Source organism: Sarcina sp. DSM 11001 (genome assembly GCF_900101015.1).
Taxonomy (GTDB): domain Bacteria; phylum Bacillota; class Clostridia; order Lachnospirales; family Lachnospiraceae; genus CAG-791.
The window spans coordinates 1-13,122 of the sequence record NZ_FNFZ01000051.1; the positions used below are offsets into that span (position 1 = coordinate 1).

Genomic DNA, 13,122 nt, shown 5'->3' on the forward strand with positions numbered 1-13,122 from the left:
TGCCTGGTCGAGTACAGCAGGTAAGTGACGACATGGTAGACAGACAGTTTCCTTTTCCGCACGAAACAATGGGGAAAACGATGAGCATTCAGGAAATCCTCAGACTTCAGAATGCCGGAAATGTCGGAAACAATAGATTTGAGTAGTGAGAGTTGATCCATAAAAAAGCACCTCCTGTTAGAAACTTGAAATGTGATTTCTAACAGGGGCGCCGCATTTTTGTTAAGGGTATGTCAATTGACAAAATACACAAATTCACTACTTGAATTTGTGCACTATGTATAGAAAGTGTGCCAAAAATCTTATTTTGACCACCTTGGAGATGGACGCGCTGAAATGATTATAAAAAAAATAAGAAAAGCAGTAGAGGCTGTCAGGTCCACCCTGCGCTTTAAAGTATTCAGTATGAATATCCAGCTGGTTGCTGCTGCCGTCATTATCTTTGCCGTGACCGGTATCCTTCAGGTTCAGAGATTTGCAGGAGTCATGGAAGAGACGAGCAGAGAACAGAACGCGGTCATCATGGATACCATGACCGAGTCCATGCACAGAGGCGCGACAGAGAGCCTGCAAAAATATGTACAGTCTCAGTCAAAAGTCCTCAACGCGGAGTTCTGGACCATGCAGCATGACCTCAAGGTCCTGGCCAGGCAGGTGGAGATGGTACTGGAACATCCTTCAGAATTTTCACCGCTCCCTGTACCCAGCCCCTCCGAGGCAGCTCCGGGCACGCTGTCCCTCCAGCTGCTATATTCTGATGATGCGGACATTTCGGATCCGGAACTGAAAGAAGATATTCTGCGTGTCGGAACTCTCCGGAATATGATGCTGGAGATTGTCGAAGGGAGTAAGTCCCTGCTGGACTGCATGGTCTCTCTGCCGGAAGGCGCCAGTATCATCGTAGACAATAAACCGGAATTAAAGATCGGGGAGAATGGCGAAGTCCTGACCTATAATGCGGACAGGCGCCCCTGGTACGCGGGAGCGGTCGTCCACAAAGGGATTTATTATACCCCGGTCAACCCTGACAACTATTCCAATGGTTATGAGGTGATGGCGGGTATTCCGGTCTATGTGGACGGGAAACTGGCAGCGGTCTGCGGTTGTTCTGTTCTCATGAATGACCTGGAGCAGATCGTCATCAAATCAAAACTCGGGGACAATTTCGATTCCTGCCTGATCAATGAAAACGGAAATGTGATCTATTCTTCCAGACAGGAAGGAGAACTGGGGACGGATTCAAATACCCTGAAAAGCCTGAAGGAGAGTTCAAACGCGGATCTGGTCACCCTGGTCAATAAAGCCCTGGATGGCGGAACCGGTTTTTCCCTGATCAAACTGGACGGTAAAGAAACTTATATCGCCTATGCCCCCATCGAAACTGTGGGGTGGACTCAGCTTCTCATGGTCCCAAAGAGGGAACTGAACAGAACCGCCTACCTTCTGGCGAGCCTGACGAACGCTGTCCTGGAGGATAATATTGCCGAATCCCACACTACTGCGGAAAGGACAATAAACAGGACGATCCTGATCGCCCTCTTCCTTCTGGCATTTTCCACCTTTACATCTATGCTGTTCGCAAATCATCTGGTAAGGCCGATCAACCGGATGACCGCCAGGGTATCCCAGATGCGCGGCGACGACATGGTCTTCAAGATGGAGAAGATCTACCTCACGAATGATGAGATCGAAGTACTGGCCAAGGCCTTTTCGGAAATGTCGGAAAAGATGAAGGGCTATGTGCGGGAGATCGTCAGCATCACAGCGGAAAAACAGCGTATGTTTACGGAACTCTCCGTCGCCTCGGAGATCCAGGCCAACATGCTGCCCAAACATTTTCCGGCCTTCCCCGACCGGAAGGAATTTGACCTTTACGCGGTCATGGATCCCGCAAAAGAGGTGGGAGGCGACTTTTACGACTTTTTCCTGATCGATGACGACCACCTGGCCCTTGTCATGGCCGATGTGTCCGGAAAAGGAGTCCCGGCGGCTCTCTTCATGGTGATCTCCAAGACAATGATCAAGAACGCTGTCCTTTCAGAAAAATATTCCGGTCCCGGCGAGATTCTGAGCGAAGTCAACAACCAGCTGTGCGAAGGAAACGAAGACAACATGTTTGTGACAGTCTGGCTGGGCATACTCACCACCTCCACCGGCCATCTCGTCTCTGCCTGCGCGGGACATGAATATCCCGTCTTTTACCGGAAAGACGAAGGATTTGTCATGGAAAGGGATCCCCACGGTCTCAGCCTTGGCGCCATGGAGGAATCCAGATACATAGAAGTCGAATGGCAGATGAACCCAGGCGACCTCCTCTTCCTGTATACCGACGGAGTACCGGAAGCCACAAACAGCGAAGAACAACTCTTTGGAAATGACAGGATGATGTCGGCCCTCGCATACAGCTGGGATGGAGGAAAACTGGACGACCTGCTCAAAGACGTCCGCAGACAGGTCGACGAGTACGTGGGCGATGCCCCCCAGTTTGACGACCTGACCATGATGTGTATAGAATACTTTGGGGAAAACCCCAATGAAGAGGAAAACTTAAAGGAAGGAAAACCCGAAAGGACAGGAGAACCGGAAGGAAAGTAACCCTGAAAAGACAGTAAAGCTAAAAGTAGAGGTGACCTTAAAGGTGAAATAACCTGAAAGGACAGGAAACCCGAAAGGAGAAAGATTCATGAATGAAATGATTAAAAAACGCAATGCCCTGCTCTCTGCCAAAGTCATCAAAGGACTCGAATCCCGCAACATGACAGGATACTACGCAGAGACAAAGGAAGAAGCCCTCAAAATCGCCCTTTCCCTGATCCCGGAAGGATGTTCCGTCACCATGGGCGGTGCCATGAGCGCCCACGAGATCGGCCTGCCCCAGGCCCTCGCAGCGGGAAACTACAATTTCATAGACCGCGACAAGATCGAGGACAAACGCGCCGCCATGCTCGCGGCCTATGACGCCGACTACTTCCTCGCAAGCGCGAACGCAATGACCGAGGACGGCATCCTGGTGAACATCGACGGCAATGCCAACCGCGTCTCCGCCATTGCCCAGGGACCGAAAAACGTCCTCTTTATCATCGGCATGAACAAGATCTGCATCGACGTGGACAGCGCCCTCAAACGCGCCCGCAACGTCGCCGCCCCGATCAACGCCCAGAGATTCGGCCTCAACACCCCCTGCACAAAGACAGGCTCCTGCATGAACTGCAAATCCCCCGATACCATCTGCTGCCAGTTCCTCATCACCCGCTACTCAAAACACCCCGGCAGAATCAAGGTCATCCTCGTCAACGACTTCCTCGGATTCTGATTACAGCCCGTGGCAGGGAAACAGGAATCTCCTTTCGTCCTCTTGACTGTCCCTCTGCTCCGTCAAAAAGATGACAGTCATTAATAAAGTGTATTAGAAAAGTCCGGTTTCCAGTAGAACCGGACTTTTTTTTTAGTTTTTTGACGTATAATGTACACATATAAGTGATATGATAAACACAAATTAACTAGTGGAGGAATTGAAGGTAAATGTTTTTTCAGACATATCGTTATATATTCTGTAAGCACCTTTAAATCCGTACAAGAATCAGACAAATAAACGCAAACTTTGATAAAGAAACACAGCTTTGGATAAGTAATATTTTTTAGAAGAAAAAGTAATGGACTGGCGGAATATAAAAATAATGTACTGGCGGAATATAAAAAGAAGATAAAAAATAAAGACAGAAGGACCTGGAAAAAAAGACAGAAGGACCTGGCATCAGCCCAGAGGACGGAGAATACAAATCCAGAACGTGACCCGGAAAGAAAAGCAATGAAAAAGAATCATGTAAGAAAGTACATGAGACGAGGGGAGATACGCAGAGTCTGGAAAAAAGCTGTAAGTATTCTTTCATGCATAGTTGTATTTGTTACTACCTATATGTTGTTGCTCCCTGCCATCACAATGGAGAAGACAGCAATATGCGGAATAGAAGCCCATCAGCATGATGAAAGCTGCTGGGAGACAGAAACAAAACTGACCTGCGGTTTGGATGAAGAGGACGGTCATCAGCACACGGATGACTGTTTCACCACTACCCGGAAACTCATATGTACTCTTGAACAGCACACTCATTCAGAGCAGTGCTTCAATATAAAGAAACAACCTTCCTGTGCTCTCGAGGAACATTCGCACACAGACGAATGCTTCCGGGAGGACAGGCTTTTGTCATGCCCTCTGGAGGAAACGGCGGACCACCAGCACACAGAGGACTGCTATGAACGCGAAAAGGTTCTGATCTGCGGAAAAGAAGCCCATACCCATACTGCGGAGTGCTTTGGGGAGGACAATGAGACCGTCTTGAGGGTAGAGAACAATGATAATTTGACTGAAGAGTTTGCAAAAGAACCGACAGACATGACAGCTGAAGATCCTTCTGAACTTTTGCCTGAGACTGAGGATAATGAAGATTTTGAAGAAGAATCGTCAGAAATTGCCACAGAAATGGCATCTGAGGGAACAGTAGATTCTATGTCGGAAGCAGAGGTTACAGACGAGGAGTTTCTGGATAATCAGACCGGTGAAGAAGTTGTAAATGAAACTTCTGAGGATATAACAAATTCCTTGACGGATTCGAAGAACGGGGAAACCCAGGAAGATCAGGATACAGGGGAAGATGCTATAGAAGAGGCAGAAGGTAAAGAGGATGACACAGACCCAACAACTGAAGTCTCTTTCGATGAAGAAGCTGAACAAGAAAACATTGATTCTGTAGCCGATTCCTCCCCGGAAGAAACTGAAGATTCAGAAGCTTTGACAGAAGCTGACTCTGAAATGGCAGAAAGCGAAAACACGGTTGCCGAAGCGGAAATTGTCTCCAAGGAATCTCAAAGCGAAGGTACGGATTCTGCGGAAGAACCGACAGTAACGGATTCCATTTCAGCAGAACCTGTCGCTGAAGAATCCATCAAAGATGAAACTACAGCCAAAGAATCCCAGCCTGGTGTTTCCGGACTCCTGACCTACAAGGGTCCAGACTATACTGTGACGGTCTCATTCGACGAGTCAGCCGGTATACCGGAGGGAGCTTCTCTTATTGTGCGAGAAATTACCCAGGAGCAAGGCAACTACCAAAAATACAGCCAGGAAGCGGAAAAAGCAGTGGCGGAAAAGACGGATCAGAAGGTTTCCTGGGTTCGTCTCTTTGATATCTCTATCGAAAAAGATGGAAGAACGGTCGAACCCCAAGCTCCGGTCTCAGTCCGTATTGCCTACGCAGAAGCAATCGAACAGGTCCAGTCGACAGAAGTCAACACGGTACATTTTGAAGGAGAAGAAGAAACCCCGAAACTTCTTGATACAGAAGCTGAAGGAACTGAGGATACAGTAGAACAGGTCTCTTTTGACGCTGGCAGTTTCTCTGTCTTTGCCATTGTCGGGACGACCATTGAAAAGCAGATATTGGCCAGCGATGGGAATAACTATAAGATTAGTGTGACCTATGGGACAGAGGCTGAGATTCCCGAAGGAGCGGAGCTGCACGTAAAGGAGATCACAGAAGACGACTCTACTTATGATAATTATGTGGTGAATACTGAGAATGCGCTGGGTTGGGAAGAAGGCAGCGCCGGGTATATCAGGCTCTTTGATATCAAGATTGTCGACAGGAACGGAGATAAAATTACAATAGGCTCGCCGGTCGATGTGCGTATAGAATTGGCAGACAGGGAATCCGATGCGGTGGTGCAGGTTGTCCACTTCGCAGATGGAAGTGAAACTGGTGACGTGATTGAAAACGTTGAAGTGGATGGCGAAGCTGTTTGCATTGTAGCAAATGGTTTTTCAGCATATGCTATTGTGCAGGGCCCGGCCGCTGGCAGTGTAAAAGGAAGCATTATAGAAACGCTCTCTGATTTGAGCGATGCTGTTGATGATGGAGAACTGCTGTATCTTTCTGTTAAAAGAACAAACAACGGTGAGGAATACTTTACGAGAGAACTGAACAGTAATTCTGCATTGAAACTCACCGGCCCGAATAATACTTCAGACGCAGCTAAATGGATTTTTGAATCTACCGAGACTGAGAATGTGTATAGGATCAGAATCAAGGACGGGAATTATATTAAACAAGAACAAAAAAATAGTAATAATATTACTCTGACTCCTTTATCGACGGATGCTTCGGTATTTGAATTGAGCGCTTTGGCGGGAGACAAAAAACGATTTTATGCCAAGCTAAATGATAATCGATTTCTCCAATATTCTGGGAGCGGTGTTGGTATACGTCTTTATCCAGGTAATTCTAACGAAGGTAACAGCGCTATTCAGATAAAACTGGTGAATCCTCCACCCATCGTGTATGACCCCTATTCGCTTGAGGGTATGTCCTACGGCCTCATGAACTGGAGCGGTGAGCCGACTGGAAAGGCGGTCATGGCGAGCTCCGAAACAGTAGGTACAATGGACGCGAATGTGCTCACGGTGATGTCAAATGCGAACAATACGAGCCAGTTGTTCGTTCCTCTAGACAGTGATATTACTATGTGGACTTTTGAGTGGGTCAGTGACGATTTGTATTACGATTTGTATTACTTGAAAGTCGTTGTGGGCGGGGAAGAAAAGTATCTCAGGATTGATGGGAGTGGTGTGTCGCTTGTTCAGACAGCGGATGAACAGTGCAAAATCCAGGTCATTCCAGGAAGCGGCAGTCACAGCGGACAAATCTGCTTGAAATGTGGGGAACAGACACTGACCTACAAAACGACGGGCGAAGGAGAGACACTTACCAGAGGTTTCACAATCGGCGGTGAAGCTGGCAGTGAATGGCTGAACTTTGTCATGGTTTCGGAATTGACAAGCGAGTATTTTATGACCCATACCGCCCAGAAGGTGAGCGTTTCGGATCCGACCGTCACAAATGGTTCCAAGGTGATTATCTATACCCGCGTATGGAATGACGTTACAAAGAAATATGAATTCTATGCTGTAGATTCAGACGGAAGTCTTATTCCGGTCTATGAGAGCGGCGATCATATCCAGTGGGTCGGCGGTCAGTTTAACTCGTTGTTGTGGGACTTCGTGGAATATTACTGGGAAGGAACAACTGACCCCAATTATTATTATGAACTGTACAACGAGTATTCTGAGAAGTTTATTGCGCCACAGGGCACGAGCGGGCAGATCCTGTCGGACAGCGCTGTAGGCATCAATTTGACCGGACGTCGAAATGGATATCACTATTCCTCCATTGTGGGTTGGGACGATGACAACTACGCTTATACTGGCCTGAAAGCAGATACCACTACAACGCACAGTATCGTTTCCTGCCCTTTGGCTGAGACACAGGACTTCTATTTTGCAATCGTGCAGGACATTCCCACGGGCGATGAGCTGACTACTGTAAATACAGTGGACAACAATCTGCACGGCATTAGCATGAAGATGATCGACTTTGCTTCACGTTCACAGATGAGTGATTTTCTGGGAAATAACGATGATGCAACTTATTCCGGCAATGTAGCTGTTCTCAAACAGGGTCTGCTATCCACCAATCTCATAAACGGGTACCCCACGGTCACTGCTACGGTCACTTCAGCCAATCCAAACGGAATATCACTTTCCAATCTTTATAGTGACGGTTTGAGAGATGTCAATCACCTTTTTATTCAGAGTACCTATGACGAATCGGGGTATTTTGAATACGATAGCACGCAGAATTTTGCAAGTCTGCAAGGTGAAAACTTCAAAGTATATAAGGAATTGGGAACCTACGATTCAGGTGGAAACAAATCTACCCTGAAGCATGGGCAGTTTTTCCCTTTCAATGATTTGAAGCCAGGGGTATTTGCCGCTGTGAATGGGAAAAATCTTTACAGTGCATTGGCGGATTTCAGAACCAACCATCAGAATACCGGACTGTTGCCGGATGGAACTCCTAGAAAGTATGAACAGCTGTACAGTATAGAATATGGCAATAAAAAGGCAAACACCTTTTTCGGCATGGAGTTGGAAGCCTCTTTTACGCAGACACCGAATGGACATGACGACTGGGGACATGACATTATCTTTGAATTTACCGGTGACGACGATTTCTGGCTCTATGTGGACGGTGAACTGGTCATAGACCTGGGAGGAATGCACAGCGCCGTGCCAGGTTCGGTTAACTTTGCGACGGGTACCGTAAGCGTACACGGGGTGAATACGACGCTAAGAGAGGTTTTTGCAGGCAATTACAGGAAACGAAACCCAGAAGCGACGGATGGTGAGGTCAATGCTTTTCTGGCAGAATATTTCGATGAGGGAGAGACGGTTTTCAAGGAATATACGCAGCATACCATGAAAATCTTCTACATGGAGCGTGGTGCCGGAGCGTCAAACTTGCATATGCGCTTTAATCTTGCGTCTGTCAGAAAAGGCCATGTGCTGCTGAGTAAGAAGCTGGACGGCGTGAGTGATCCGGATTCCTTCCAGGCGGAGTTCCCTTATCAGATTTACTACACTTTGCCCCCTGAAGATGAGGGAGACAGTCCTGAAGAGACTTTACTGACACAGGAGGCCTCGCATATAAGTGTCTACTATAAGGATTCAATTAGACCGGTCAAGCATAAAGATACTTGTGTGATCGATGGAGTTGCCTATAATAGTGTGTTTTTCCTGAAACCGGGAGAGGTCGCCGATATAGCAGTGCCGAATTCTGCAATTAATTATCGGATTGTTGAATGCGGCGTGAACAAATCGATTTATGACAGCGTCATAGTAAAAGAGGATAATGAATTATCTGAAACGGTAAATAGTGCAAACGGCAGATTCGATTACAGCCTTTCCTCTAAAACGACGGAGGCTCGCCCGCGAGTTACTTATGTAAACCATGTTGATCCAGACGCGCTCAAGACGTTGACTTTTGAGAAAGTGCTGTACGCGGAGGATGGCGTAACGCGGATTCGCCATGAGCAGGACAATACGCTTTTTAACTTCCGATTGTCCCTGGGGACGGAGTTTGGTGAGTTACAAGCTGCCAACATGCAGACCTACTGTGTGAAAAACAATGAAGGCAAATACTGTAAGTGGGATTCGACGCTGCAAACACCTGGATTTGTATCTTTGGGCGCTGGAAAGAGCGATTTTTCACAGTTGACCGATGATGAAAAGAAGGCTGCCACATTCCACGCTTCTCTGAACGGTTCCATTTCAAAGATACCTGTCGATTATACCGTTGAGATTCGGGAGGTCTTGGTTGGAACACAGTACAAACTCGAGGAGAAGGACTCTGAAATACCAGACGGATACTCACGGCAGAAATATATTCTGCACGAAAATGGAGCAGACGGTAGTGGCGAAGATATTAACATTGCCTATGTGGAGGACGTTGTCGAAACCAATCCACATATAGAAGTATGCAACCTGAAGGGCTTTGGCCTGCGTATCAACAAGGAGTGGTCCGATGAAGAATATATGGTGGACCGTGCTCCAGCATATTTCGCGGTATTTACTGAAAATGAAAATGGGGACCTGACGCTTGTTGAGGATATAACTAACAATATTATTACAGTCCGGCAGCTCCCTTACTCGGCGACCCCCCAGACGTTGTACTGGTACTTTGACCATCTGCCTGTCAGCGGAGTGCCTTTTGAAAAATATAAAGTGCGGGAAGTGACAATTGGCAACGTAGATCCGACGGTAGACAGCGACGGTTTCGTGACGGATTATGGTACGGTTACGCCTGTTGGTGATAAAGAAGGAGTAACAATAATGGGCCGGCAGACCGGTCAGGACGAAAGCACTGGGTATGAGTATACTGTTTCCTATGATGACGGCGAAATAGAGACAGGCTCTAATGTCCATGTATTCTCGGCAGAAAACAGCCGTTCCGGCGTTAAGTTGTATAAAATGGACGGAAACACCCCGCTGGCTAATGCGAAATTCCGCTTGACCAAAGACGGTGCACAGATAGGAGTGTTCACTTCGGACGAGAACGGATTGGTTACGGAAGCTTTCCTTTTGCCTGGTCAGACCTATACGTACGAGCTAATGGAAACAAATTCGCCGCAGGGTTATCAGGGTATCCAGCATCCGATACAGCTTACACTGGTGGGAAACACTCTGATTGTTGTGGATGAAAATGGAGTTACCCATAATTATACTCCAGCGGAAGGAGACACAATGCCGACTTATATCGTCCAGAACAGGAAGTATGAGTTCAAGGTTATTAAAAAGAACCAGAGCGGCCAGGTCCTGTCAGGTGTGACATTTGCACTTCACAAACAGAAAACAGTGGGCGGTCATACAGGCATAGATGTGGATCCGGAGAGCGGGTATGAGAGCCTGACAACGAACACGGACGGTATTGTTCCAAAGCTGGATGATACTCTGCCGCCCGGCACTTATGAACTTCAGGAGACTGTGCCTCCTTCGGGTTATCAGGCTTTATCAGGAAATGTCCGTTTCACAATCAGCGAAACGGGAATAATAAGTTTGGACGAAGGATACTATCCTGAAGGCGAGGTAGAGCTGGAAGCAGATGCCACTACTGATCCCAGCAAAATTACCTATACCATGTCCATTATTAACAGGTGCCCACCAATGGCATTGAAAAAAGAGGATAACACTGGTCATCCCCTCCCGGGTGCCATATTCAAACTGATGTCGCTCAATTCAGGCAATGTCTGGGTGGATATGGGTGTGGACGGCTCGATTGACATGAGCTCAATTTCTGAGATAGTTCTCCCCTCCTTTACTAATGGTCGGTATCGTCTTCAAGAGGAAATCGCCCCCGAGGGGTACGTTATTATGACGAAATACGTGTACTTTACCGTTGAAAATGGCTCTGTTAGATTGACTAATGAAACCGGTGGAACTCCGGAATCTGCGAACCCACAGGTGGTGTTGGACGGGGATAATGTGAACGGTTATACATTGACTATCAAAAATACCCTGGGAGCTTCCCTTCCCGCCACCGGCGGTCCGGGCACAAAGCTGTTCTATCTCCTCGGGGCTATGCTGACTGTACTTGCCGGAGCAGGGCTGGTTGTGAGAAAGAGACGGAAAACTTGAGAAAAATAATAGAAAGATGGTTGACTCTGCCAGCATAGGGCATAGATCAGCATTCTTTGCTCAAATGCTAAAATACACTGTTTTAGAACTAAAACAAATGCTTGTGATTTAAGATGCACTATGCTATGGTTAAGGCAATTTAAAGTGTGAAGAGAAGTAAATGTTAATATTGAAAAGGAATGAATGGAATATAAAATCCTGATGGAGAATGACATAAATGAGCACGCCGGACATATCATTTAAACCACTCTGGAAACTTCTGATTGACCGGGATATTAGTCGGCAAGAACTTCAGCAAAGAGCCGGAGTATCCAGATCTACCATGTGGAAAATGGGGAAGAACGATTACGTTTCACTTGATGTGATCACAAAGATTTGTAAAGTGCTGGATTGCAGTGTTGATCAAATCATGGAGATTATCTGATGATGAGAGATATCAGGAATAGAAAGGAAGTAAGTACAATGAATACATTGGAAGCAACTGTATCGATGATGAAACAGCTGCCGGAGAATGATTTGCTGAAGATTCAGGCTTTTGTAAGACTCTTTTTTCCAGATTCCTCAAATCCTTTTGTACCATTGACAGAAGAGGAGATCTATGCACAGCTTGCCAGATCCAGAAAGCACGCAGAGGACGGGAATCTTAAGGATGCAAGGCAGATATCCTCAAATGTGAGGGAAAAGTATGGATTATAGGGATCAGCTTAACACTTGGAAAGTATTTGCTACAGATGACGTTGAAGAAGATTTGTCTGAGTTTGTGCAGTATCTTCTTTTCGAGAAGATGAGCTAGCAGGCTGCGAACGCCGTGATCGATGATTATGATGAAACACTGGATGAACTGGAGAGGGTCGCGGGTTCCCTGAAACTTGTTAACAATCCAAAGTTGGCAAGGCTGGGATATAGACGGATTAACTTTAAGCGGCATAGGTATTATTTTCTATACTGGTTGAAGGGGAAACAGCTATTGTTGATGCGATGTATCATGAGCTTCAGGATCCGGATAATGTGATGAGATGAGAGTCTCCACTGGCGGATTTGGTGCCAGCTTCATCTATCTCCTCGGAACCATCCTGACGGCATTTGCCGGAGTAAGGCTGGTGATGATAAAGAGACGGATGGCATAAGAACAAATGAGACAGGCTCTGTGAGTGTGAAAACTCATGGAGCTATTTTTATTTATTTGGCTCGAAAAGCTTTTACCGAAAGAGATTTATCTGGAATTGAAGAGCGAATTCTTTGAGATTTGAGTCATTCTGTCCTTCGTCGATCGTGATAAGGACTCGTTTATTATTTTTCTTTAACCTTGACAGAAAGCGGTTGATTTTTCCAACGTTGTCCAGCGAGTCTGTGTTTCCTGTACTGAACCCAGATCCCATTACAAAGACCTCGAAACCTCGATCTGTAATATCCGGGATTCCGGTGCTCTTTTCGCTGAGACACATACATAATTCGTCCAGATAATTACGTGCCGGGTCTAGGCGCACCACGATCCAGCCTTCCCGATCAAGTGCCTGTTGTACAGATGTCATCAGAACCGTTTTCCCGCATCCACGTACACCTGTGATCAGAAAGATCTGCCTGGTCGGCTCAGCGGCAGTATATTCATCCAGAATTGTGGAAACTGAATCCTGACGGGATATATATGTATAGGGAATTTTACCCAAAAGTAAGTGTAAACGGATTGTGGTCCGGCATGTCAAACTCCTGTCATTTTACTTTTATAACTTTTTATAACTGCATTTTTACTTTTATACACAGAAAACTAAGTTTTTACGTAGATAGCCTCCTGTAATCTGGTGCCTGAATATTAGAGCAAATTTACTCCCAGGCATGTCAGTAGATCGAGCTCCTTTTTCGGCACTTCAGAAATACGGTTATCCTCAGAATGGTAATGTTCCCTGACCCGATAAATATTCTTCCCGATGGACAGAATATCTTCGGGGGAATATTTTTCGGTGAGTTCATTTTCGCGCAGTGCTTTGACTATCCCGTAAAAATACAAAAGGCTTATATGGTTGATGAAAGACCATGCTTCCAGCTCACTGTTTGTGCGTTTATAGGGGGCGCCGATCTGAACTGAATTCTTGAGGTAA

Annotated in this window: 6 protein-coding genes; 5 read left to right on the plus strand and 1 reads right to left on the minus strand. The window is 46.5% G+C overall.

Annotated elements, in window-relative coordinates:
* Positions 1-336 precede the first annotated feature (336 nt).
* From BLT02_RS16225 to BLT02_RS16245, 5 genes are all read left to right on the plus strand, one after another.
* The gene (locus BLT02_RS16225; protein ID WP_092997958.1) at positions 337-2,595 is read left to right on the plus strand and encodes a SpoIIE family protein phosphatase; all 2,259 of its coding nucleotides are present in this window, start codon (positions 337-339) and stop codon (positions 2,593-2,595) included.
* A gap of 88 nt (positions 2,596-2,683) precedes the next feature.
* Positions 2,684-3,313 (plus strand): lactate utilization protein, encoded by a 630-nt coding sequence (locus BLT02_RS16230; protein ID WP_092997961.1) that lies wholly within the window; start codon positions 2,684-2,686, stop codon positions 3,311-3,313.
* Between the two features lie 495 nt (positions 3,314-3,808).
* A complete protein-coding gene (locus BLT02_RS16235; protein ID WP_092997965.1) occupies positions 3,809-11,026 on the plus strand; it encodes a SpaA isopeptide-forming pilin-related protein in 7,218 nt (2,405 codons plus the stop codon).
* A 217-nt stretch (positions 11,027-11,243) separates the two neighbouring features.
* Positions 11,244-11,450, plus strand: coding sequence for a helix-turn-helix domain-containing protein (locus BLT02_RS16240; protein WP_092997968.1), 207 nt, complete (start codon positions 11,244-11,246; stop codon positions 11,448-11,450).
* Positions 11,450-11,722, plus strand: a complete 273-nt coding sequence (locus BLT02_RS16245) for a hypothetical protein (protein ID WP_092997971.1) — start codon at positions 11,450-11,452, stop codon at positions 11,720-11,722. Before BLT02_RS16240 ends, BLT02_RS16245 begins: the two co-directional genes overlap by 1 nt.
* A 1,114-nt stretch (positions 11,723-12,836) precedes the next feature.
* On the opposite strand, the gene BLT02_RS17620 is transcribed toward BLT02_RS16245, so the two are convergent.
* Positions 12,837-13,122 (minus strand): hypothetical protein (locus BLT02_RS17620; protein ID WP_347475064.1); only part of this gene is annotated, 286 nt, incomplete at its 5' end.